This window comes from Allomuricauda sp. MMSF_3307, assembly GCF_030733585.1.
Classification (GTDB): Bacteria; Bacteroidota; Bacteroidia; order Flavobacteriales; family Flavobacteriaceae; genus Flagellimonas.
Genome location: NZ_JASHIQ010000003.1, coordinates 1 through 23,991, shown reverse-complemented (window position 1 = coordinate 23,991; position 23,991 = coordinate 1). Strand labels below are relative to the sequence as shown.

19 protein-coding genes, 1 tRNA gene and 1 pseudogene are annotated in these 23,991 nt (G+C 44.1%); 17 read left to right on the top strand and 4 right to left on the bottom strand.

Annotation, left to right across the window (positions count from 1 at the left end; translation table 11 throughout):
• The gene (locus RBB12_RS08480; RefSeq protein WP_306013795.1) at positions 1-2,301 is read left to right on the top strand and encodes an FdhF/YdeP family oxidoreductase; all 2,301 of its coding nucleotides are present in this window, start codon (positions 1-3) and stop codon (positions 2,299-2,301) included.
• A 9-nt stretch (positions 2,302-2,310) separates the two neighbouring features.
• Here the strand turns inward: RBB12_RS08480 and RBB12_RS08475 are convergent, their stop codons facing one another.
• The gene (locus RBB12_RS08475) at positions 2,311-3,489 is read right to left on the bottom strand and encodes an acyl-CoA dehydrogenase family protein (protein WP_306013796.1); all 1,179 of its coding nucleotides are present in this window, start codon (positions 3,487-3,489) and stop codon (positions 2,311-2,313) included.
• Between the two features lie 44 nt (positions 3,490-3,533).
• The gene (locus RBB12_RS08470; protein WP_306013797.1) at positions 3,534-4,244 is read right to left on the bottom strand and encodes a tRNA1(Val) (adenine(37)-N6)-methyltransferase; all 711 of its coding nucleotides are present in this window, start codon (positions 4,242-4,244) and stop codon (positions 3,534-3,536) included.
• Positions 4,245-4,434: 190 nt separating this feature from the next.
• On the opposite strand from RBB12_RS08470, the gene RBB12_RS08465 reads away from it, so the two are divergent.
• A complete protein-coding gene (locus tag RBB12_RS08465; protein WP_306013798.1) occupies positions 4,435-4,944 on the top strand; it encodes a hypothetical protein in 510 nt (169 codons plus the stop codon).
• A 156-nt stretch (positions 4,945-5,100) separates the two neighbouring features.
• Here RBB12_RS08465 and rimM read toward each other — a convergent pair whose 3' ends face one another.
• Together rimM and RBB12_RS08455 are read right to left on the bottom strand one after the other, a co-directional pair.
• On the bottom strand, positions 5,101-5,628 hold the full coding sequence (gene rimM, locus RBB12_RS08460) for a ribosome maturation factor RimM (RefSeq protein WP_306013799.1): 528 nt from the start codon (positions 5,626-5,628) through the stop codon (positions 5,101-5,103).
• 12 nt (positions 5,629-5,640) lie between these two features.
• A complete protein-coding gene (locus RBB12_RS08455; RefSeq protein WP_306013800.1) occupies positions 5,641-6,210 on the bottom strand; it encodes a 30S ribosomal protein S16 in 570 nt (189 codons plus the stop codon).
• A gap of 265 nt (positions 6,211-6,475) precedes the next feature.
• On the opposite strand from RBB12_RS08455, the gene RBB12_RS08450 reads away from it, so the two are divergent.
• From RBB12_RS08450 to RBB12_RS08380, 15 genes and pseudogenes are all read left to right on the top strand, one after another.
• The gene (locus RBB12_RS08450; RefSeq protein WP_293288564.1) at positions 6,476-6,931 is read left to right on the top strand and encodes a ferritin-like domain-containing protein; all 456 of its coding nucleotides are present in this window, start codon (positions 6,476-6,478) and stop codon (positions 6,929-6,931) included.
• 148 nt (positions 6,932-7,079) lie between these two features.
• On the top strand, positions 7,080-11,465 hold the full coding sequence (dnaE, locus tag RBB12_RS08445) for a DNA polymerase III subunit alpha (protein WP_306013801.1): 4,386 nt from the start codon (positions 7,080-7,082) through the stop codon (positions 11,463-11,465).
• A 102-nt stretch (positions 11,466-11,567) separates the two neighbouring features.
• Positions 11,568-11,885 (top strand): thioredoxin, encoded by a 318-nt coding sequence (gene trxA / locus RBB12_RS08440; protein WP_127142161.1) that lies wholly within the window; start codon positions 11,568-11,570, stop codon positions 11,883-11,885.
• A 234-nt stretch (positions 11,886-12,119) separates the two neighbouring features.
• Positions 12,120-13,049: a DUF58 domain-containing protein gene (locus RBB12_RS08435; protein ID WP_306013802.1), complete on the top strand. Its 930-nt coding sequence runs from the start codon at positions 12,120-12,122 to the stop codon at positions 13,047-13,049.
• Positions 13,050-13,174: 125 nt separating this feature from the next.
• A tRNA-Asp gene (locus tag RBB12_RS08430) sits at positions 13,175-13,248 on the top strand.
• Positions 13,249-13,513: 265 nt separating this feature from the next.
• Positions 13,514-14,017 carry a pyridoxamine 5'-phosphate oxidase family protein gene (locus tag RBB12_RS08425; RefSeq protein WP_306013803.1) on the top strand — a complete coding sequence of 168 codons (504 nt, stop codon included), beginning with the start codon at positions 13,514-13,516 and terminating at the stop codon, positions 14,015-14,017.
• A 443-nt stretch (positions 14,018-14,460) separates the two neighbouring features.
• Positions 14,461-14,904, top strand: a complete 444-nt coding sequence (locus tag RBB12_RS08420) for a GNAT family N-acetyltransferase (protein ID WP_306013804.1) — start codon at positions 14,461-14,463, stop codon at positions 14,902-14,904.
• 8 nt (positions 14,905-14,912) lie between these two features.
• Positions 14,913-15,110, top strand: coding sequence for a 30S ribosomal protein S21 (gene rpsU / locus RBB12_RS08415; RefSeq protein ID WP_127140807.1), 198 nt, complete (start codon positions 14,913-14,915; stop codon positions 15,108-15,110).
• Between the two features lie 32 nt (positions 15,111-15,142).
• The gene (locus tag RBB12_RS08410) at positions 15,143-15,334 is read left to right on the top strand and encodes a hypothetical protein (protein WP_179383555.1); all 192 of its coding nucleotides are present in this window, start codon (positions 15,143-15,145) and stop codon (positions 15,332-15,334) included.
• Between the two features lie 39 nt (positions 15,335-15,373).
• A complete protein-coding gene (gene proC, locus RBB12_RS08405) occupies positions 15,374-16,180 on the top strand; it encodes a pyrroline-5-carboxylate reductase (protein ID WP_179383554.1) in 807 nt (268 codons plus the stop codon).
• 3 nt (positions 16,181-16,183) lie between these two features.
• Positions 16,184-16,954 carry a glutamate 5-kinase gene (proB, locus tag RBB12_RS08400; protein ID WP_306013805.1) on the top strand — a complete coding sequence of 257 codons (771 nt, stop codon included), beginning with the start codon at positions 16,184-16,186 and terminating at the stop codon, positions 16,952-16,954.
• Between the two features lie 5 nt (positions 16,955-16,959).
• A complete protein-coding gene (locus RBB12_RS08395; RefSeq protein ID WP_306013806.1) occupies positions 16,960-18,159 on the top strand; it encodes a glutamate-5-semialdehyde dehydrogenase in 1,200 nt (399 codons plus the stop codon).
• A 281-nt stretch (positions 18,160-18,440) separates the two neighbouring features.
• The gene (locus RBB12_RS08390) at positions 18,441-18,770 is read left to right on the top strand and encodes a YegP family protein (RefSeq protein WP_179383551.1); all 330 of its coding nucleotides are present in this window, start codon (positions 18,441-18,443) and stop codon (positions 18,768-18,770) included.
• A 562-nt stretch (positions 18,771-19,332) separates the two neighbouring features.
• On the top strand, positions 19,333-21,519 hold the full coding sequence (locus RBB12_RS08385) for a DUF5723 family protein (RefSeq protein WP_306013808.1): 2,187 nt from the start codon (positions 19,333-19,335) through the stop codon (positions 21,517-21,519).
• A 292-nt stretch (positions 21,520-21,811) separates the two neighbouring features.
• Positions 21,812-23,991 (top strand): annotated as a pseudogene (locus RBB12_RS08380) (hypothetical protein); the annotation flags it as partial.

Sequence of the window (23,991 nt, the reverse complement as noted above, 5' to 3'; positions counted from 1 at the left end):
ATGGAGAACGAAACAAAACGCAACATTTCCCTTACCGGGGACATTAAATTTACTGGGCTCCGCCTCAAGGAACCCATGGAGACCTCAGCCGGACTTCTGGGCGTAAAAGAAGCCCTGCGCCACGGATTTAAGGAAATGGGGATAGTGCGTTCCATGCGCAGTTTGTTGGAAATGAACCAGGAGGACGGTTTTCGCTGCCCAAGCTGTGCCTGGCCCGTTCCCGAAAATCCCTCAAAAATTGCGGAATATTGTGAAAATGGGGCAAAAGCTCTGGCCGATGAAGCCACCCGAGACCATATCGGCGCCGACTTTTTTGCGGAACATTCCGTAGAGGAACTTTCCCGACTCAGCGATTTTGAACTCAACAAATTAGGACGCATCGTTGAACCGATGGTCTTAAGACCAAATAGTGTCCATTACGAGGCCATTTCTTGGCAAGATGCCTTTGAATTGATTTCGGAGCGACTCCATCGACTAAAGGACCCAAACCAGGCGATTTTTTACACCTCCGGTAGGTCTAGCAATGAGGCTGCCTACCTCTATGGCATGTTTGCCCGCGCTTTTGGCACCAATAACATGCCCGATTGCTCCAATATGTGCCATGAATCATCTGGCGTGGCACTTTCTGAGACCTTGGGCATTGGCAAGGGCTCGGTAAAGTTGGATGACCTCTATGGTGCAGAGGTGATTTTGGTTGTAGGGCAAAATCCTGGGACCAATCACCCGAGAATGCTATCCGCCTTGGAAAAATGCAAAAAGAATGGCGGCAAGGTCATCAGCATCAACCCCTTGGCCGAAACAGGATTGGTCAACTTTAAAAATCCACAAAGCGTTTCCGACATGTTGGGCAACGGACAACCTATTGCCGACATTCACTTACCTGTCAAAATCAATGAGGATGTGGCATTGGCCAAACTGATCCTAAAAAAACTGGTGGCGTTGGATGCCAAAAACCACAATGTTCTTGACCATGAATTTATCGTGGAATACGTGGATGGGTATGATGAGCTGTTGAACGATTTGAACCGCTACGATGTGGAGACCCTTCAACGCAGGAGTGGGGTTTACATGCACAAAATTGACAAGGTAGTGGAGCTGTTGGCCGAAAACTCCAAAATCGTCATCTGTTGGGCCATGGGAATTACCCAGCACAAGAATGCGGTGGACTGCATCAAGGAATACGTGAACATTTTACTGCTCAAAGGAGCCGTAGGCAAACCCTTTGCAGGAACTTGTCCCGTGAGAGGGCACAGCAATGTGCAGGGAGATCGCTCCGTAGGCATCATGCACTACGTGAACAAGAGATTGAACAAAAAAATCCAAGAACACCTCAACTTTGATCCTCCCACCGAAAAAGGGTATGATACCGTGGAGGCCATTGAGGCAATGCACGAAAAAAAGGCAAAGGTCTTTATTTGTTTGGGCGGTAATTTTGTGATGGCGGCTTCGGATACCAAATACACGGCTGAGGCTATTCAAAATTGTGAGTTGACCGTACAGATCAGCACCAAACTGAATCGAAGTCATTTAATTACGGGCAAAACTGCATTGGTATTGCCCACATTTGGTCGTTCTGAAAAAGATGAGAAAAACGGTGAGCTCCAATTTTTGACCATGGAAAGCAGTACGGGCAAAGTAAGGCAGAGCAAGGGCCTGTTAAAACCTGCTTCGGAGCATATCAAAAGTGAGCCAGAGATTATTGCGCTCTTAGCACACACCTATTTTAGGGGCAATCACTCCATTAACTGGTATGAATTAGGTCAGGATTACAACCTTATCCGAAAATTGATTGATAAAACCGTAAAAGGATTTGATAACACCAGCGAACGATCTAAGGGTTTCGGCTACTATTTGCCCAACAATGTCCGTAACCGGGACTTTAGGATGCTTCCCAATGGCATGGCACAATTGTCCATTACCCCCTTGCCAAATCACGAATTGCAAGCGAATGAGTTATTATTGATGACCATTCGTTCCCATGACCAATTCAATACCACGATTTATGGGTTGAACGACCGATACCGTGGCATCCACAACGAACGCCGGGTGATTTTTATGAATGAGGAAGATATGGCCGAAAAGGGATTGACACAATTGGATTTGGTAAATCTGCATAGCCATTATGATGGTATCCAGCGCACCGCCGAGAAATTCTTGGTAGTGACCTATAACATTCCCAAAGGGAACATGGCCGCCTATTTCCCTGAGACCAATATGTTGGTGCCGCATAACCATTTTGCGGACAAAAGTCAGACACCGATCAGCAAGTCCATAAGGGTAACGGTAGAAAAAATTTCTTGATTTGCTTCCTTATTTGAAGGCTTGAATCCCCGTAATATCTGCACCGGTGATCAACAAATGGATATCGTGCGTACCTTCGTAAGTAATCACACTTTCCAAGTTCATCATGTGGCGCATGATGCTGTACTCCCCAGTGATGCCCATTCCACCCAACACCTGTCTTGCCTCACGGGCAATTTTGATGGCCATTTCCACATTGTTCCGCTTGGCCATGGAAATTTGTGCCGTGGTTGCCCCGCCTTCGTTTTTAAGCTGTCCCAAACGAAATGCCAATAATTGCGCTTTGGTGATTTCGGTAATCATTTCGGCCAATTTTTTTTGCTGAAGCTGATACGCCGCAATCGGTTTCCCGAACTGTTCGCGTTCCTTGGCATAGCGCAAAGCCGTATCATAGCAATCCATAGCGGCACCAATCGCTCCCCAAGCAATGCCGTAGCGGGCAGAGTCCAAGCAGCCCAGCGGCGCTCCCAGACCATTTTTACCTGGCAAGAGATTTTCTTTGGGCACTTTTACGTTGTCAAAAATAAGTTCGCCTGTGGCAGAAGCACGAAGCGACCATTTGTTATGTGTCTCCGGTGTTGAAAAACCTTCCATTCCCCGTTCCACAATTAATCCATGAATCCGACCTTCCTCATTTTTGGCCCAAACTACGGCCACATCGGCGAATGGTGAATTGGAAATCCAAAGTTTGGCACCGTTGAGCACATAGTGGTCGCCAGCGTCCTTAAACTTGGTTTCCATTCCCCCGGGATTGGAACCATGGTTGGGTTCGGTGAGGCCAAAACAGCCCATCCATTCCCCTGTTGCCAACTTGGGCAAATATTTTTTTCGTTGTTCTTCGGTACCATACGCAAATATGGGGTACATGACCAATGAGGATTGCACGGAAGCTGTGGAACGAACCCCACTATCGCCACGTTCTATCTCCTGCATAATCAATCCATAGCTGATTTGATCCAGACCTGCTCCACCATATTCTTCGGGGATATAGGGACCAAAAGCCCCGATTTCGGCCAATCCACCAATAATCTGTTTGGGAAATTCCGCCCTTTGGGCATAGTCCTCAATAATGGGGGATATATCGCGCTTTACCCATTGGCGGGCAGAATCGCGGACCAGTTTATGTTCCTCGGAAAGTAAATCATCTAAGTTGTAGTAATCTGGAGCTTCAAATAAGTCGGGCTTCATCTAAGTTCAATTTTTAGTAAATATAACATTTCATTGGCTCATTGTTACATTTTCAAATAAAATGCTTGGGTCAATTTGGTGTATGCTTCGGTATATTGGTGTCTGTCGGTTTCAATGATCAGGGAATCTATCTGAGGTTCGGAATTTTTAAAGCTAAATTCCATCAAACTTCTTTTAAAATCGGTCTCTGGATTTCCCTTCACTCTTGTGATTCGAATTGGGAACAAACCAACCTTTTGGGCCAATGCTGAAAATCGCTGTTCTTCCTTAAAAGGAATGATGACAGCGAAAACCCCTTTTTCCGTCAACAGCTGGGCAGAGCCCTGCACCAATTCCTCGAACGGCAACGAATTGTTCTGGCGGGCTTTATCCCGAGACATATCCCCACTGGCAACATCTTCCGAATAAAAGGGTGGATTGGAAACGATCAAATCGTAAGGCTCGTCCATTTCATCCACAAATTCATCAAATCCGGCATGGTAACAGAACAGTCTGTCTGCCCAGGGTGAAGCTTCAAAGTTGGCAACGCATTGCTCGTAGGCATCATCATCCAACTCTACGGCATCTATGGTCTCGGCCAATGAACGCTGGGCCAATTGCATGGCAATAAGTCCCGTTCCGGCACCTATATCCAAAATAGTTGCGGGCTGATGGTCCAAAGAGGCCCATGCTCCCAACAAAACACCGTCGGTACCCACCTTCATGGCGCATCGATCTTGGTGAATGGAAAATTGTTTGAATTGGAACGGTTTCATGTGTCCAAATATACGTTGATCGATTTGACCAAAAATCGCATCCGTCAGATCAGAAGGGGTATTCGTCAGATCAGAAGGGGCATCCGTCAATTCTTTGAAAATTTTTCCAAACGATTACGGTTATTTGCCGAGCTATTAACAAGGGGATTACCCCAAATAAAATCATTACCAATTTTTAAAACTTATGATTATGAAAAAAATCGTTTTTGTAATATTTGCTGTCGTAGGATTGTCAGCGTTTGCCCAAGATGATAATGGCTCCAGCGCTTTATCCAAGGGAAGCTGGATTATTGAGGCCAATACTGGTTCATGGACTACTGGAAACACCTCCTTCTCCTTAGTCTCGTCTGACGGATTTACCGCTTACTCTGTTGGTATGGAAGGTGGATATTTCGTGTCCGATAATTTAGCCATAAAAGCAGGTTTAGGGTATTCCGGCGGGGATGGCCTTCTTGACTCTTTCAACTATAAAGTTGGTGCCAAGTACTACATCATCGGTCAAATTCCTGTTGGAATCGATTTTACAGGTACCAGCATTGATGGCGATGGTGCCAGCTGGGTAGGTGTTCAGGGCGGATACGCTTGGTTTGTTGCCAACAATGTAAGTATCGAGCCTACACTACGCTACAACGCTACTTTGGACGATTTAAAAGCGGAAAGTGCTTTTCAAGGGTTGATTGGATTCGTATTCCATTTCTAAGCTACTATAAAATTTTCTGGTATGCCAAGCAAGAATCATTATGGTTCAAACAAAGGCATTGGCACTTGGGCCATAAAACCTGAGTCAACTGGATAATTTAGATTTTCATTGCTTTCGATTGTAAGAGGGGAGGCCAAGTTGCCTCCTTTCTTTTTACTAGCTCAGATACAAATCCACCAAACCTTCGGGTGTCCTTACATGGATAGTTTTATTTTCCCGATCTACTTTAGTGATGATCTCATCGGTGATGGGAATAAAAAGTTCCTTATCCCCCTTTTTAACTTCAAATAGGTCCTGGGAAGCATTGTCGTTTACGGAAGCAATAACCCCGATATCTCCATGAACCTCATCCATCAACGTAAAGCCAATGACCTCGTGGTAGTAAAACTTATTGCCACTAAGTTTGGGCAACATCGTCAAGGGAAGGTATAGTTCAGACCCGATCAACTTGTCTGCAGAAGGCTCGTCCTTCACCTCTTCGAAATCGATACGCAACAGGTTGGATTTGTGCAATCGACATCTATCAATAAAAAATGGAATCAGGTTGTTTCCCAACGAAACAAGCACTGATTCCATATTCTCGTAGATTTCGGGCTCGTCGGTATCCAATTTGACCAATACCTCGCCCTTAAAACTATATTTTGAAACGACTTTGCCCAGGTAGAAGCAATCTTCCTTGCGCATCGTCCTACCTTTCTATTCTTCTTTAGCAGCCTCTTCCTCGGCAGCAGGTGCTTCTTCGGCAGGTGCTTCAGCAGCAGTTTCCTCTGCAGCAGCTTCCGTAGTTTCTTCGGCAGCTTCCTCTGCTACTTCCTCTTCAGGTTGTGCGGCAGCGATTCGCTTCTCGTTTGCCTCTTTTTCAGCTTCCAACGCTTTGGCCTTAGCCTCAGCTTCGGCTTTGCTCAAACCATCTTTCTTGGCTTGGATGGCATTTTCTTTCTCAGTTACCCAAGCATTGAATTTTTCTTCAGCCTGATCTTCGGTCAATGCTCCTTTACGAACACCGCCCAACAAGTGGTGCTTCAACAATACACCTTTGTAAGAAAGAATGGCTCTGGCCGTATCGGTTGGCTGCGCACCATTTTGCAACCATTTTACGGTTCCGTCGATGTCTAGGTTAATGGTAGCTGGATTGGTGTTTGGATTGTAAGTTCCCAATTTTTCCAAGTACTTACCATCTCTTTTGGCTCTTACATCTGCAGCAACTACCCAATAGAATGGTTTACCTTTTTTACCGTGTCTCTGAAGTCTAATTTTAACTGGCATATCACATTAATTTGTAGGGTGCCCGACCCTGGTTATTAATTCTTTTTTTACGGCTTATCATTTAAGCGGGTGCAAATATACACTTATTTGTTTATAGCCCAGCGTTTCAAACAAAAAAAGTTAAATGACTTTAACAACTGGGCACCAACACGTTAAACCTTTGATAAACCCGGTCTAATATTTGTTATTACACTGATAATCTGTAGTTTATATATGGAAGTCATCGAGAGCCGGTGACCGATAACCGATAAAATGAAGATAGATTATGAAGTACACTGTAGAAATGTCGAACAAATTGAACGAACTTTTGGAAAGAACCTATGATGCTGAAAAAGGATTTAAACAAGCAGCCGAAAAGGTAGACAATACAACCATTAAACAATTTTTCATGGATAGCGCCAAGCAGCGTTATAATTTTGGCCAAGAGCTGAAAACGGAAATACGCTCCTTTGGGCAAGCTCCTGAAAAAGGTGGAAGCGCAAAAGGAACTTTGCACCGATCTTGGATAGATTTTAAATCGCTGTTTACGCAAAACAATGAAGAAGCTATGCTGGAAGAAGTGCACCGCGGGGAGAAAGAGGCTATTGCCACTTATAACGATATCCTCCACGATAAAGACTTTGTGTTGCCACCATCCACCGAAAGCTTACTGATGCGTCATAGAAACGCCATCAGGGAGACCTTGGAGACGGCAAACATATTTGAAACAGCAGTATCGTAATTCCAAAAGTCAATAGATACCAACAGAAGAAAAAGTCGGGAAATATCCCGGCTTTTTTTAGTTAATAACTCCTCACAACTCTTTTTTACCAAATCTATCTTCTTCCGTAATTTTAGCTACTCTTTTTTTGACCCGAGACCGATAGCTTATGTATTTGATTTTTGATACGGAGACAACAGGTTTGCCCAAACGCTGGGATGCCCCCATTACCGATACCGACAACTGGCCAAGATGCGTACAAATAGCATGGCAGTTGCACGATGAACTCGGTAATTTAATTGAGCACCAAGACTTCTTGGTGAAGCCGGAAGGGTTCAACATTCCCTACGAATCGGAACAGATACATGGTATTTCCACCGCTTTGGCGGAAGAAAAGGGCACTCCTTTACGCGAGGTTTTGGAAGCTTTCAATCACGCGCTCCAGCAGACCAAGTTCGTAGTGGGCCAAAATGTGGGGTTCGACATTAATATAATGGGTTGTGAATTCCATCGCGAAGGATTGGAAAGTCCACTAACTTCCCTTCCTGTTTTGGACACCTGTACCGAACATACAGCGGAACTTTGTAAGATTCCCGGAGGACGTGGCGGTAAATTCAAATTGCCGACCCTTACCGAACTCCATGAGTTTTTGTTCGGGGAACCTTTTGCCGAAGCGCATAATGCAACGGCCGACGTGGAAGCGACGACCCGCTGCTTTTTGGAATTGGTCCGAAAAAAACAGTACTCCCAACAAGAGCTCGATGTTCAGCCAGATTATTTTGAGCGGTTCTCGGAGGCCAATCCACAGGAAATCGAACTCATCGGGTTAAAGCACATCAACCTAAAGGCCGCATCAAAAGAAATTGCAGATGCCCTTTGGGCAGAAGATACGGGTGGCGTTTCCGACGAAGAAATCCAAGAAAATGTGGAAACATTGGAAGACGAACCCTTTGTTCATCTGCACAACCATTCCCAATTCTCGGTGCTCCAATCCACCATCAACATCAAAGATTTGGTCAAGGCCACGGCCAATCATGGCATGCCCGCCGTTGCCCTTACCGACCACGCCAATATGATGGGGGCCTTTCACTTTGTGAAAGAAGTGATGGCACACAACAAGGCAGTAAAAGCAAAAAACGAAGAACTTATTGCCAATGGCGAGCGGCCCACCGAAAAAGAGATTACGCCCATTGTGGGTTGCGAATTCTACGTTTGTGAGGACCACACCAATAAAAATGTAAAGGACTACGGGCATCAGATTGTGTTGTTGGCCAAAAACAAAAAAGGGTATCACAATTTGGCCAAAATGTCCTCCATAGCCTATACCAATGGTTTTTATTATGTACCTAGAATCGACAAAAAGGTCATAGAACAATACAAGGAAGATGTAATTGCACTTACCGGAAACCTGTATGGCGAAGTACCCAACAAAATTCTCAATGTTGGGGAAAAACAGGCCGAAGAAGCCCTTTTGTGGTGGAAAGAGCAATTTGGGGATGATTTTTACATCGAAATCATGCGCCACGGGCAAGAGGACGAAGACCGGGTGAACCAAGTGCTGGTGCGCATGGCCAAAGACCACAACATTAAGCTGGTGGCTACCAACAACACCTATTATTGTGACAAAAAAGACGCCGAGGCCCACGATATTCTACTCTGTGTAAAGGACGGTGAAAAGCAATCCACTCCCATCGGCCGTGGAAGAGGTTACCGTTACGGGCTACCCAACCAAGAGTACTATTTTAAGTCATCCGATGAGATGAAGGAACTCTTCAAGGACCTACCAGAAGCCATTCTCAACATCAAGGAAATTGTGGACAAAGTGGAGCCCTATGACCTAGCGAGCGATATCTTGCTACCCAAATTCAGCATTCCGGAGGAATTTAAAGATCCTCAAGACGACATTGACGGGGGCAATCGAGGCGAGAATGCCTATCTGCGCCACATTACCTACAAAGGTGCCGAAAAGCGGTACGGGGAACTCACCGACGAAATCAGGGAACGGATAGACTTTGAATTGGAAATTATCAAAAATTCGGGATACCCCGGGTATTTTTTGATTGTAGAGGACTTTATCCGCGAAGCAAGAAACATGGACGTCTCCGTGGGACCGGGAAGGGGTTCCGCAGCGGGTTCGGTAGTAGCGTACTGTCTGACGATTACCAATATCGACCCGATGAAGTACGACCTCCTTTTTGAGCGTTTCCTGAATCCGGACAGGGTATCCATGCCCGATATCGATATTGATTTTGATGATGAGGGCCGTAGCCGGGTGATGGATTATGTAATCAACAAATACGGAGCCAACCAAGTGGCGCAGATCATTACGTACGGCACCATGGCGGCCAAATCGTCCATTCGCGATACTGCACGTGTTTTGGACCTGCCTTTAGGTGATGCCGACCGTATTGCGAAGTTGATTCCCAACATGTCCAAACTCAATAAAATTTTTGGGGTGGACGAAGCAGATTTAAAGAAGAAATTCCGGTCTGAAGAACTGGAAAAAGTCCACGAGCTACTCAACATTGCAGAAACCGACGATTTGGAGGGACAGACCGTAAAAATGGCTCGTGTGCTCGAAGGTTCGTTGCGAAATACAGGAATCCACGCCTGTGGGGTAATCATCACCCCGGATGATATTACCAATTTTGTGCCCGTATCCGTAGCCAAGGATTCCGATCTGTACGTTACCCAATTCGACAACTCCGTAGTAGAAAGCGCGGGACTGTTGAAAATGGATTTCTTGGGCCTAAAAACCTTGACGCTCATCAAGGACACGGTTAAGATTGTGAAGGCACGTACGGGAATTGATTTGGTACCCGATGATTTTCCGTTGGATGATGAAAAAACATACGAACTGTTCCAACGTGGTGATACGGTAGGGATATTCCAATACGAATCCCCAGGAATGCAAAAGCACATGAAAAACCTAAAGCCTACGGTTTTTGATGATCTCATTGCCATGAATGCCCTGTATCGTCCAGGGCCCATGGAATACATTCCCAGCTTTATTGCCCGGAAGCACGGAGAGGAAGAAATCACCTACGACCTTCCCGAAATGGAGGAGTACCTCAAGGAAACCTACGGGATTACCGTTTACCAAGAGCAGGTGATGTTGCTTTCACAAAAATTGGCAGGTTTTTCCAAAGGTGATGCCGATGTTTTGCGCAAGGCCATGGGTAAAAAGATTTTTGCCCTGCTGGAAAAACTAAAGCCACAGTTCTTGGATGGCGGCGAAAAAAATGGCCACCCACGTGATGTGCTCGAAAAAATCTGGAAGGACTGGGAAGCCTTTGCCTCCTATGCTTTCAACAAGAGTCACTCTACCTGCTACGCCTATATCGCGTACCAAACGGCCTATTTAAAGGCCCACTACCCTGCCGAATACATGGCCGCAGTGCTGTCCAACAACATGAACGACATTAAGCAGGTCACCTTTTTCATGGAGGAATGTAAACGTATGGGGCTTGAAGTTTTGGGTCCGGACGTGAACGAATCCTACTATAAATTCGCCGTAAACAAGGATAATGCGGTGCGATTTGGTATGGGCGCCATCAAAGGTGTGGGGCGTTCGGCCGTCGAGACCATTGTGGAAAACCGTAAAAAGGACGGTCCTTACAGATCTATATTTGATTTGGCAAAGCGGGTGGACTTACGTGCCGCCAATAAAAAAGCGTTTGAGAACCTTGCCCTTGCCGGAGGGTTCGATTCCTTCGGAGATACACACCGGGCGCAATACTTCCATGATGATGGTGATGGCATTTCCTTTTTGGAGAAGGCCGTGAAGTACGGTTCCAAGTTCCAAGAGAATCAAAATTCATCGCAAGTAAGTCTTTTTGGAGAGGCCAGCGAGGTGCAGATTCCCGAACCCATTGTGCCACCATGTGAGGAATGGGGCACTATGGAAAAATTACGCCGTGAAAAGGAAGTGGTCGGCATCTATATTTCTGGCCACCCCTTGGATGATTTCAAAAAGGAAATCAAGGCCTTTTGCAACAATACGGTATCCGATTTTTCGCGTTTGGAGGAGCATGTGAACCGTGAACTTACGGTTGCCGGGGTGATCACCGACGTGCAGCACCGGGTCTCCAAAAACGGTAAAGGTTGGGGACTCTTCACCTTGGAAGATTATAATGATTCCTACGAATTGCGCATTTTTGGCGAAGAATACTTAAAGTTCCGTCATTTTTTAATGATCAATTCCTTTGTGCATGTGAGGGCCTTTGTTCGCGAAGGTTGGGTCAACCGGGAAACAGGCAAAAAGGGTGAGCCTCGGCTTCAATTCAACGATTTTAAACAGCTTCAGGACGTTATGGATGCCTTTGCCAAGAAACTGACCATCAAACTGAACATAGACCGTTTGCAAGAGCAACGTATTCAAACCTTAAAAGACACCCTGAGAATGCACAAGGGAGACCATCCGATAAGTTTTGTAATTTATGAAATGCAAGAGGAAATCAAACTTAAATTGTCGAGCCGAAAACAGAAAGTGAAGATCAATAGTGAGTTGCTTTCCGAACTGGAGGCCCATGAAATCCATTACAAGCTGAACTGACCTATAATGAATGCCAATAGCGCAATAATTAAAACGAATGTGCACAATGTAAGTTAAGTGGGCATTATTTGACTAACTTTGCATAATATTAAAACAAATAAGATGGCACTAGAAATAACAGATGCAACTTTTGACGAAGTAGTTTTAAAAAGTGACAAGCCTGTCCTAGTTGACTTTTGGGCAGCATGGTGCGGGCCTTGTAGAATGGTAGGTCCGATCATTGAAGAAGTTGGACAGGAATACGAGGGCAAAGCTGTTGTAGGTAAGGTAGATGTTGATGCAAACCAACAGTTTGCGGCCAAATACGGTGTTCGTAACATCCCTACCGTATTGGTATTTAAGGATGGTGAGGTAGTGAACCGTCAAGTGGGCGTATCTCCCAAAAAAGTTTACACGGATGCAATCGATGCAGCCCTGTAATAATTGTCTGATAATAGATTTTAAAAAAGGTTTGGCATTTGCCAAGCCTTTTTTATTTTATCTTATCTTCATAAACCATACGAATTGGTTATTACGTTTGATGTTAACAAATGACATTTCAAGCGCAGTCGAGAGGCTTATTGTATTTTAGTAATGAGCGAGGTCTCGACTCCGCTCGACCTGACAACCGTTGATACTAAATCGAAATCAAACCAATTGCTGTTGAAATAAACTATGGACGTACGGTCGGAACTTAGCAAAGCATATCTTTTCCAAAATTTGGAGCTGTTAGCTCATCAGATTGTGGAGGGCTTTATCAGTGGTATCCACAAAAGTCCTTTCCATGGCTTTTCTGCCGAGTTTGCGGAGCATAAGATTTACAATCCTGGACAGAGCACCAAACACATTGATTGGAAACTGTTCGCCCGAACGGACCGCTTGTACACCAAACGTTTTGAGGATGAGACCAATCTGCGCTGCCACATGATTCTGGACAACTCCACATCGATGTATTACCCCAAGGTAAAGGATTATGCGCTGGACAATCTCAACAAAATCGGTTTTGGTGTGCTATCCATTGCTGCGTTGATGCAGGTATTAAAAAAACAGCGTGATGCGGTGGGTCTAAGTATTTATTCGGATAGCTATGAGTTCCATGCCTCGGAAAAGAACAGTGAACGGCACTTTCAAATGCTGTATTCCAAATTGAATGAGGTGGTTGCCCATAAAAAACAAAGCCAGACCACCAAAACCTATACCTTTCTCCATCAGATAGCGGAAAAGATACACCGACGAAGTCTACTATTTCTGTTCACGGACATGTTCCAGACAGAAACGGAAGAAGAAAAACTCTTTGAGGCCTTGCGCCATTTAAAATACAACAAGCATTCGGTGGTCCTTTTTCACTTATTGGACCACGAACACGAACTTCGCTTTGATTTTGACAATGCCCCCAAACGGTTTGTGGATGTGGAAACGGGTGCCCACATCGATGTATATGCCGATTCCATTAAAAAGGCCTACTCTGAAAAAGTGTCCGAATACCAAAAGGAGCTCCAGATGAAATGCGCGCAATATCAAATAAAATATGTGGGGGTGGATGTTCGATCGGACTTCTCACAAGTGTTGAATTCCTTTATGATAGAGCGGCAAAAATTTGGCTAATGCTTTTTTTGAAAAAATGTTTTGCCATATCCGAAATGAGAATGTATATTTGCACTCGCTTTAAAAAAGCATTGAACAAGATTTGAATCCCGCTGTTGCAGGAGTCCCACAAAGATAAAATCATTGGTCTGGTAGTTCAGTTGGTTAGAATACCTGCCTGTCACGCAGGGGGTCGCGGGTTCGAGTCCCGTCCAGACCGCAAAAAGCTCCGAGAAATCGGGGCTTTTTTGGTTTTTGCCCCACCACTTAGCTTTTTCTTTCCCTATTATTTAGTCGTTATTCCCTTTCCCTTCAAAAATTAATGGATACCGTTAACCTTCCTCGCTATTGAGCTAAGCCAAACCGAGCCAACACCTTATATTACATCTAATGAAAACAAAAAAGGATTTGGCTGTCGCAAAATTGGTTTTGTAGCAGCATTTCCTTGAACTGAAATGAAAATAGAAATCAACACATACGAAAAAATGGATAAGAAGAATTATATGAACAACCCAGAAGGCCTGAGAAAAATCAGGACCATGATTAACGAACAAAAAACGGTAATGATGGCCAGTGACTTGGATAAAACACCTTTTTCCGTTTGCCCAATGACCATACAGCAGATGGATGAAAAGGGTGACCTTTTGTTTTTTGTTTCCAAGAAAAGCGGTCTATTCAAAGACATTGAGCAGGATAACCGAGTTCAACTCTTGTATGCAGATGAAGATGATGACCAGTACATTTCCATTTTCGGCAATGCAACACATATTATCGCTAAGCAAAAGAGAGAAGAATTATGGAATTCCCATTTACTAAATTGGTTCAAGGGAAAGGATGATGAAGATTTGGCCCTGATCAGTGTGAATATGGACAACGCCTATTATTGGGACCACGAAAACGCCAAATTAGTTTCTTTCTTCAAGATTGGAAAAAGTGGTTCTGTAAAGGAGACATCCGAATCTGAAACAAAGGGTTTTGTAAATCTATAAGATATAAGGTAGGAAAGATTGAATAATACCTTCGTGGAAGGTTTTGTGTACAAGTGAATCCATTTTGTTCATCTTTCAAATTAAAGGGGTGAAACAAAAGTAAATGGCAACTAAAACGTTTGCATAGGCGTAAAACGGTGCATGACGAACGTTAGAAAAAACATAAAGCCCAGTATTATTGGGATTTAAGGGCAGCATTGCTTACCTTTGTCCCGATGAACGTCAAGCTCCACGAGAGAAAAAATTGCAGGATTCTAAGTTTTCAATATCTGGTATTTCGAAACCAGCCAGATAAATTCATTCCGCCTACCCTATAATTACCTTCCCATTTGGGAAGTAGCTCCGTAACCAAGGAAGTTCGCAAAGCAATATTTCCGGAATTCCTGTTGGCCCTATTTTAACCATTAACTAAAACTTAATCCATCATCGTTCAAAACAAAAGCATGGTAATCAAAACCTACGATGCCTATACTAGACTTTCTACCATGGAAGCTGACCGGTTTGCCAATTTTCTTTTTGATCATCAAGAAGGAAAAAAAGCCGCCAAAAAAGCCATTAGAAAGGCTATCCAGTATTCCACCAAAGACATTCCCGGATTGGGAGGGTATGTTTTTGCCATGGAAGAGAAAGATGACATTTTGGGCTTGGCCGTTGTGAACAAAACAGGGATGGGCGATTATATCCCAGAAAATTTCTTGGTGTTCTTTGTGATTCACAGAGACCATCGCAACAACGATATCGAAAAAAAACTATTGGACTATACGCTCCAATATTGCAAAGGGGATGTTGCCGTTCACATTACCGGTGAAAACCAGTATCCCAATAAAGAGTTTTTTGAAGAAAAGGGGTTCAAAGCAACCCATTTAGAAATGAGATTGAACAGATAAACCAGTATATGTTAAAAATTGAAGTAAAACCAGGCGAAAGTATCGAACGAGCGCTCAAACGCTATAAGCGGAAATACCGTAACACCAAGCGTTTGGACCAAATTCGTGACCGCCAAGAATACACAAAAAAATCAGTAGAACGCCGAAAAACATTGAAAAAGGCACAATACAAGGAACAATTCCTGAACGAACAGGAAGACCAATAACATCAAAAACAAAAAGTATCAACAACAACAAAATGAGACTTTCAAGAATTAAAAGGGAAACCAGATATGAAAAGCGCTACAGCGTTAAAATGGGGGAGCTTACCACCCGTGTCACGTACATAAGAAGGTATATTATGGGGCTTCCCGTCCGCACTTTGCACCGCTATCGTTCCACTTATTATGGAAAGATTAAGGATTGTAAGGATTGCAATGTACTCGCATAACACCATTTTAATTTATTATATAACCCTTTAATAAAAACAATGAAAGTATTGGTTATTGGCGCAGGTAACATGGGGCTTACCTATGCCACAGGTATGTCTAAATCCAAACTGTTGAAGAAACGCAACATTATGGTATTGGACAAGTCAAAGGAAAGACTCGAAGAAGTAGGTAAAATTGCCTATTTCGATGCCATTGATAAGATTGAGGACTGTGTACCACAGGCCGACATCATTTTTTTGGCCGTTAAACCCTATCATGCCGAAGAACTCTTCCAACGCATGAAGAAACTGGTGAATCCCGAGCAATTGTTCATTTCAATCATGGCAGGGGTCACCATTAACTATATCCAAGAAGCCTTGGGAATCAAAAAAGTAGTCCGTGCGATGCCCAATTTGCCCGCTCAGGTAGGCAAGGGTCTCACCAGCTACGTGTCCGCAGAAGAAGTTTCCCGTTTGGAGCTTTTTATGGTAGAAGGATTATTGGACACCACGGGAAAATCGCTTCGGGTAAAAAACGAAAAGTTCATTGATGCCTCTACGGGTATTTCCGGTAGCGGTCCGGCCTACGTATTCTATTTTATGCAGAGCATGATGGAGGCCGCCCTACAAATGGGATTCTCGGAAAATGTTTCCAAGGTTTTGGTGAGCCAAACCTTTACCGGTGCGGTGGAATTGTTCAACCAGAACAACCTAAACCCCGACACCTGGATGGAGATGGTCGCCTCCAAAGGAGGAACCACTAGGGCCGCCTTGGATTCCATGGAGGACAACAATGTAAACGAATTAATCAAAGAAGCCGCCTTCGCAGCATTCGGTAGAGCTGTGGAACTTGGCGAAGAATACTAAACCATGTATAAAGAACTAGTGGTCATCAAAGTAGGTACCAATGTGATGACCAATAAAGACAATAGAATCGTAAGACCAGTGCTCAACAGTTTGGTACAGCAGATTGCCGAGCTATACGAGAGAGACATCATGACCATTTTGGTCTCCTCTGGATCGGTAATCGCCGGTAAAGAGGTGCTGGGAAAAGCCAAAATCAAGGATAAGACCCAACGACGACAGGTATATTCTGCCATTGGTCAACCCAGAATGATGCGGCACTATTACAACATTTTCAACGATTATGGTATGAAGTGTGCCCAAGTACTCCCCACCAAGAGGGATTTTAACCCTGGGGTGCATCGGGATAACATGATCAATTGTTTGGAAGGCCTCCTTTCCGAAGGAGTAATTCCCATAGCCAATGAAGACGATGCCGTATCCGTATCCATGTCCATGTTCTCGGATAATGATGAGCTGGCCACCTTGTTGGCCCAGTTGATGAAAGCCGACAAACTGATTCTTATGACGGATATTGATGGGCTTTACGACGGACATCCGGAAAAGGAAGATTCCAAGGTAATCGACAAAGTCGAACCCAAGGAAGACTTGGACAAATACATAGAAGAAGGAAACAAGCAAGAAGGTGAAGGCCGTGGCGGTATGGGTTCAAAATTGAACTATGCCCAAAAAGCGGCAGCAGCCAATATACCTTCATACATCGTTAATGGGAAACGCGAAAACGTAATCTTGGATGTAATCGAAGGAAAGAACGTAGGAACAGAAGTTTCAAAATAACAGTAATGAAATTATTAAAAACAGATTTAAAAAATAAAGTATTACAGGACATGGAGCGCATTCTCGATGAAAATCGGGACGAGCTGCTCCAAGCCAACAAAAAAGACCTCGACGCCTTTAATCGGGACGACCAAGCCTTGTACGATCGCTTGGTAGTGGACCAAAAGAAGGTAGACCAAATGATACAGGCGGTGAAAGAGGTGCGCCTACAAGATGACCCCGTGAATAAGGAAATTTCCACGAGGGAATTGGACAACGGGCTTAAAATCATCAACAGAACGGCACCCTTTGGTACCATCATGATCATTTATGAGTCCCGTCCCGATGTGACCGTGGAAGCGGCCGTACTAGCCTTTAAGGCAAACAATAAGATTTTGCTCAAAGGAGGTAAGGAAGCCTACCATAGCAACAAGGCTTTGGTCAAGTTTTGGCACCAAGCCCTCACCGAGAATGGCTTGTCCAAGGATTTTATCCAGTTCTTGGAAATGGACAGGACCCAAACTCAGGATTTTTTACGAAATCCAGACCAAGATCTGGACCTTATCGTACCCCGTGGCGGTGAACGCTTGATCGCTTTTGTAAAAGAACACGCCAAGTGCGCCGTACTTATTAGCGGAAGGGGGAACAATTTCCTTTATGTACACAAAGAAGCGGATTGGGAAAAAAGTTTGAAAGTAATCTTGAACGCAAAGACCCACAAGATTTCTGCCTGTAATGCACTGGACAAAATTTTGATGGATACCCAAATCGATGGGTATGAAGATAAGTTGAAAGAACTACAGAAGGTCTTAACTGCCAACAATGTTTCCATTATCGTTGATGATGAAGTCAAAAAAACGTTGGCCAACGAAGATACCATAACCGATGAAGCTATTTGGCAAGAGGAATTTTTGGCCATGAAGTGTGTTATCGGTGCCGTGGACAATATTGACGAGGCTATTGCTAAAATCAATAAAAATTCCGGTGGACACTCGGCTTCCATTATGACAGAGAACAATGAAGTGGCCAGAACCTTCATGGAGAATATAGACTGTGCCGCTGTGTACCAGAATGCCTCCACCCGATTCACCGATGGGGGACAAATGGGCGTTGGGGCAGAACTGGCCATCAGCACCGATAAATTGCACCACAGAGGTCCATTGGGTCTCAAGCAATTGGTCACCAACAAATACTATGTATTTGGGGATGGACAGATTAGGGTGTAATCCGAAATCATCACAATACAAAAAGGCTGTCACTAAAAAGCTGCAATATTGAACATTGTCAGGTTGAGCGCAGTCGAAACCCAATAATTATAAATGTGCATTAGGTTCTCGACTCCGCTCGAACTGACAGATAAGCTGCTTTTTGGACGGCCTTTTTTAATGGTTCACAACAAACTGACATTATCAAAAAGGGAAAAAGCTTGGTCAATCATCATTTTTCATTGTATTTATTGGTCATTTTTTAAGAAAATCTCTAGATTTAGTTCATAAAACAAATAAGTATGGGAAAATTTGAGATTAAAACCGATAAATCCGGAAAGTTCAGGTTCAATTTGAAGGCCGGGAACGGACAGGTAATTTTGAGCAGCCAAGGGTACTCTTCCAAAGCCGCTTGCGAAAACGGAATCGATTCTGTGAAAAAACATGCGCAGGACGATGATAATTTTGAAAGAAACAAGGCAAAGGACGGAAGTCCATACTTTAACCTGAAAGCATCCAACGGTCAGGTTATCGGAAATAGTGAAATGTATTCCAGCGAATCTGCCATGGAAAATGGTATTGCCTCCGTCAAAAAAAATGCTCCTGACGCATCTGTAGAAGAAGTTTCTTAAAAACAAAGTCATACTTTACATCACAAAAAACAGCTCGATCGGGCTGTTTTTTTTGTGCTTATTTTTCATCCGTCAGATCAGAAGGGCCATCCGTCAGATCAGAAGGGGCATTCGTCAATTGGCCACAATTTTTTCAAACTTTCGATTGTATGTTTGTCATGCATTTAAGCGTTAGTGCATATTGATAAGCAAGGTCAATATAACGCATGCACATATAGCAATTCACTTTTGACGACTGATAGTCATAAAAGTGTTTAGTTTAGTTGAGGTTTCCGTTACGCCAAGGAATCGAGAGGTTCCTTGGTTGTAATGGTTTTTTTGTTTGTTCCCTATCCACATCATCATAGTAGGAAAAATCCTTCCCAAATTTCCATCCGTCAGATCAACCCCCCCATTCGTCAGATCAAACGCCCCATCCGTTAATTGGCACCCTTTGCGTATTGCTATTTGTATTCTCTTTGTTCCCTTAAAAAGGTGAACAACCAATAGCAATACATAAACGATGAAAAATAAAATGATGTTTTCAGGAAAGATATTAGCAGGTCTTTTCTTGATACTAACAATGCAAAAAGCACAATCCCAATCCTACTCGGGATTTTTGGAAGACAACTACAACGGGGTGCATGGAATTCTTTCCAACCCTGCTAACATTGCAGACTCCCGTCTAAAGTTGGACGTGAACCTGGTCGGGGTCAGTGCCTTTTTTGGCAACGATTATTTGGGAGCCAATTTGGGCGATCTATTCCGGGATTTTGAAAATACCTTCGATGAAGCGAGCAAAACCCCAAAAAACAATAACTTCTTGGCCGCCAATTTGGACATCCTCGGACCAGCGACCATGTTGAGCATGTCGCAAAAACACTCCATAGCCGTTTATACCAGAGGACGTATCTTTTTAAATATTGATGATGTCAACGGAAATACCATCGATAAGGAGGGTGGCTTTAACGAAAATGAGGACTTCTTTGTGAACGAGGGTAACATCTCTGGCCAACTGAACCTTTGGACAGAAATAGGTGCCACTTATGCCCGTGTGCTGTCCAACAAAGAAGAACACTTTTTTAAAGGAGGTCTTACCGTTAAGTACCTTTCCGGCATACGCCATAATTACATCAACGGTTCGGACATTAGCTTGGATTATAATGCAGCCCCAAGGCAAATAACCACCACAGGTCAGTTAACACAGGGCAGGGATTTTTCGGAAGGCAGTGATGTATTGGACGACCTTTTGAGTTTTAGTTCCTCATCAGGTTTTGGAGCTGACCTCGGACTGGTTTACGAATGGCGCCCCGACCATGCCAAATACACCCTAATGGATGCCAATGGCAATCCAAAACCCAACAGAGGGGTTAATAAATACAAGCTCAAATTAGGGCTTTCTATTACTGATATAGGCCGTATCAACAACGAAAACGGCGAGGAAGAAACCTATGATTTGAACGCTACCCAAGATGTGGACAATTTCGATGGCCTAGATCTGGATGAAGCATTACAGGAAAACTTTGCCACCATTGGCGCTACAAGGGTATCGGCACCGAGTGCCCTACCAACAGCACTACATGCCAATGCCGATTGGAATGTGGGTTCAAAATTCTATCTAAATCTCAATACAGATCTCTCGCTTCGTGAGCGAAATCGAATCAACACCGCACATGTCATCAATCAAGTATCACTTACACCAAGATTGGAAACCGCATGGTTGAGTATTTATTCACCTATCAGTCTCATGCAAGGCATAGGTCTTAGATGGGGTGCTGGTCTAAGAATGGGACCTTTCTACCTTGGATCAGGCTCTGTGCTCACCTCATTTCTGGGTCAAACCAGAACCATCGATGCCTTTGCCGGAGTAAAGGTACCCATCTATCAAGCTAAGTTACGGGATAGGGACAACGATGGCATCTTTAATCAAGAAGATGCATGCCCAGATGTGCCAGGACCAGTGGACAACCAAGGTTGCCCTTGGCCGGATACTGATAAAGACGGTGTTTTGGATAAAGACGATTCATGTGTAGATCAGCCCGGACCTGTAGAGAATAATGGTTGTCCATGGAAGGACACCGACGAGGACGGTATTTTGGACAAAGACGATAGCTGCCCCAATGAAGCAGGGCCAGCAGAGAATCAAGGTTGTCCTTGGAAAGATACCGATAACGATGGGATTCTTGACCATGACGACAACTGTCCTGAAACACCAGGTTTAGCTGAGTTTGATGGATGCCCCGATACCGATGGTGATGGTATTATGGACAAAGAAGACCGCTGTCCTAACGAAGCAGGAAGTTTGGAAAATAAAGGATGCCCTGATACCGATGGCGACACCTTGGTGGATGTGGACGACGAATGTCCAAACGTAGCTGGACCGGTAAGCAATAACGGATGTCCAGAAGTAACCCAAGAAATTCAAAAGCAATTGAACGACTACGCTCGTACCATTCTGTTCGATACAGGAAAAGCTACCATCAAAACCGAATCTGTATCCGTTATGGTGGACATTATCCAAATCCTGAACGAATATCCCACCGCCAAATTCACGGTTGAAGGCCATACCGATAGCGTGGGAAGCAGCGAAAGCAACCAGAAACTGTCCGAAGCGAGAGCAAAAGCAGTGCTGGAATTCTTAATCAATGAAGGCATATCAAGCACTAGATTAACAGCTATTGGATTTGGTGAAGACAAACCGATTGCAACCAATGATACCCCAAGCGGAAGAAAGCAGAACAGAAGGGTGGAAATCAATTTGATCAAATAGGATAAACTCACAAAACAAGAACCAGGTTTGGTGTAATGCTTACGTTCTTGAATAAGTGGGTCAAGACCGTCAGGAAAATTCCTGACGGTCTCCTTTTACAAGAATAAACCTACAAAAACCGCAAATTTAAAAAAGGTCGATTTTCTCATCCGTTGATCCAGATGGGGCATCCGTCAATTCAAAAGTACCATCCATCAATTGGGACCCAAATATGTAAATCATAGTGCTTTACTTTATAATACCAAATCTATATCCTGTCCTTACCCCAACAGGAGCATAAAACTTAACGCTTATGATAAGACTTCTACTTAACCAATTTTTTTATGCACTGAAATCACTTCAGGTGCAAATCACCACTATAATTAAACCAGAGAAAACAAAAACAGTATTACTTTTTGTTCTGTTGATGGGACTGGCATCAAACCATGTTGCCCTTGGACAACAAGTGGATACCTGGTTTAGAGCTGGGAAAGGAGTAAATGCTCCAACAAGTCCTCTTAACTATGCTGATCCCAATCCGTTGCCACCAGCAGATGGAACACCTGTTACGACTTGGTATGATATCGTTTACAGTGTTGAACAAAATCTATTTCCAAATCCTAATCCTATTGATTACCCCAACAATCCATTTTTAACACCACCAGGATTTGACTATCCATTTCCAAATAGTGGGTCCTATGACTTGTATTTGACTCCAACGGGTTCTATTCCAGGATTACCTACCCTAAGAAGAAATTTATTGAGTAACATCAATTTCAATCCTGTGGTGAATTTTGATGGCTCCGGCGATGGCCAGGCGTTGCATTTCAGGTCAGATTCACGACAAAACGTAACGGTATTTGTCGTTTTCAGAGCACAAGGTGCTGGAAACTCAGCAGAAACACAGAGACTCCTATTTGGCGGTGATGTTGAAAATCACCACACCAGCTTTAATCAGGATCAATGGACCACCAACCTTTCTTTGGGTGTTGCCGATGGGAACGTTTTTTCAGTAGGTCGGACTTGGGAAGGTGATGGTGGTGGATTCTTTCAACCAGGAAGTATTGATCTGATGGGGCTTCCTTCAATCGGTACGTTTACACGAAGCGCAAGTCTGGATTCCGAAAGATTGGATACCTATGTAAACGGGTTGAACGATATTGGTGTCGACAGAAATCATATTCTAGCCGATAATGATCTGTTCTTCTTCAACAGGGTAGGAAAACACTTTAACAGCAACGATTCAAACCGCAATTTGACCGGAGACATTGCAGAAATTCTTCTGGCAGATTTTTCCCTTAGCACTACCCAAAGACAAATGGTGGAATCCTATCTGGCTATAAAATATGGCATTACCTTAAATAGAGCTGGACAATTGGGAAGCATCGTTGGTAACTTGGGGTATTCCTATCTTGCATCCGATGGTACGGTAATTTGGGATCCAGCATTGGATTCCAATTATAGATATGATATTGCTGGGTTGGGCAGGGACCGGTTTGACGATACTGTTGGTGGCCTGAGTCTTAGGTATGATCAGCACCAGCGCATTTCCCAAAGTGTTAATGCAGGAACCGTAGTAGCTATGTCCACAAACACCAATTTTGCTACGGATAACCTAGACCAATCCAGAACCGAAATCGACAATACCACTTGGGGAGCTACGTCATTAAATTCACATCTCCACAATTACCTGATATGGGCAAGTGATAGGGGAAGCGTAAACCAAACCGCAGTAGAATTGCCCACAGGATACTCCGCCCGTATAGAACGGGAATGGCAAATCCAAAAAACAGTGTCTCCCGGAGGAGTTGACCCTATAAACAATGTAAGTGTTAGGGTAGACCTTTCGGGTTCAGATATGCTCTCCAATCCCAACTGCGGCACTTTAGTGCTCCTTATAGATAATGATGGTGATGGCGACTTTCTCACGGGCACTTTGACGTCCATCCCCGCCACTAGCGTAGATGGCGCCAACAATGCCTATTCTGATAACGTCACCTTTGAGCACACTCAAGTCTTCACCATAGCCTTTTTGGATGATGAGGACCCTACTGCCAGCGATCAAGTCTCCACAGTTTGCGATACCCCTCCTGCTGTGGATCCAGATGTCATAGACGATGAAACGGACAATTGTGGTATTGCTTCCGTTACATTTATATCAGAAACAACAGACAATCTTTCCAATCCAGAAACCATAGTAAGAACCTATCGCGTAACCGATATTTACGGTAATTTCATAGACGTAACACATACCATATACGTCTATACTTCACCCGCGGTGGACGACCCCGCAGATGTCACCGCATGTGATTCCTATACACTGCCCGCACTGACCGACGGCGACTATTTCGATGCCCCCAACGGGGGCGGCAACCCCCTCTCCGCAGGGGACGTGATCACCGCATCCCAGACCATATACGTCTACGCAGAGACAGGGACAACGCCCAACTGCTCCGCCGAGAACTCCTTTACCGTCACCATAAACGACACCCC

Coding starts and splice junctions, on each gene's coding strand:
- RBB12_RS08420 (WP_306013804.1), top strand. CDS start 14,461: ATGGTAATCAAAACCTACGATGCCTATACTAGACTTTCTACCATGGAA.
- trxA (WP_127142161.1), top strand. CDS start 11,568: ATGGCACTAGAAATAACAGATGCAACTTTTGACGAAGTAGTTTTAAAA.
- RBB12_RS08435 (WP_306013802.1), top strand. CDS start 12,120: ATGGACGTACGGTCGGAACTTAGCAAAGCATATCTTTTCCAAAATTTG.
- RBB12_RS08425 (WP_306013803.1), top strand. CDS start 13,514: ATGGATAAGAAGAATTATATGAACAACCCAGAAGGCCTGAGAAAAATC.
- RBB12_RS08410 (WP_179383555.1), top strand. CDS start 15,143: ATGAGACTTTCAAGAATTAAAAGGGAAACCAGATATGAAAAGCGCTAC.
- rpsU (WP_127140807.1), top strand. CDS start 14,913: ATGTTAAAAATTGAAGTAAAACCAGGCGAAAGTATCGAACGAGCGCTC.
- proB (WP_306013805.1), top strand. CDS start 16,184: ATGTATAAAGAACTAGTGGTCATCAAAGTAGGTACCAATGTGATGACC.
- RBB12_RS08395 (WP_306013806.1), top strand. CDS start 16,960: ATGAAATTATTAAAAACAGATTTAAAAAATAAAGTATTACAGGACATG.
- proC (WP_179383554.1), top strand. CDS start 15,374: ATGAAAGTATTGGTTATTGGCGCAGGTAACATGGGGCTTACCTATGCC.
- RBB12_RS08450 (WP_293288564.1), top strand. CDS start 6,476: ATGAAGTACACTGTAGAAATGTCGAACAAATTGAACGAACTTTTGGAA.
- RBB12_RS08475 (WP_306013796.1), bottom strand. CDS start 3,489: ATGAAGCCCGACTTATTTGAAGCTCCAGATTACTACAACTTAGATGAT.
- RBB12_RS08470 (WP_306013797.1), bottom strand. CDS start 4,244: ATGAAACCGTTCCAATTCAAACAATTTTCCATTCACCAAGATCGATGC.
- RBB12_RS08385 (WP_306013808.1), top strand. CDS start 19,333: ATGCAAAAAGCACAATCCCAATCCTACTCGGGATTTTTGGAAGACAAC.
- RBB12_RS08390 (WP_179383551.1), top strand. CDS start 18,441: ATGGGAAAATTTGAGATTAAAACCGATAAATCCGGAAAGTTCAGGTTC.
- RBB12_RS08455 (WP_306013800.1), bottom strand. CDS start 6,210: ATGCCAGTTAAAATTAGACTTCAGAGACACGGTAAAAAAGGTAAACCA.
- rimM (WP_306013799.1), bottom strand. CDS start 5,628: ATGCGCAAGGAAGATTGCTTCTACCTGGGCAAAGTCGTTTCAAAATAT.
- dnaE (WP_306013801.1), top strand. CDS start 7,080: ATGTATTTGATTTTTGATACGGAGACAACAGGTTTGCCCAAACGCTGG.
- RBB12_RS08480 (WP_306013795.1), top strand. CDS start 1: ATGGAGAACGAAACAAAACGCAACATTTCCCTTACCGGGGACATTAAA.
- RBB12_RS08465 (WP_306013798.1), top strand. CDS start 4,435: ATGAAAAAAATCGTTTTTGTAATATTTGCTGTCGTAGGATTGTCAGCG.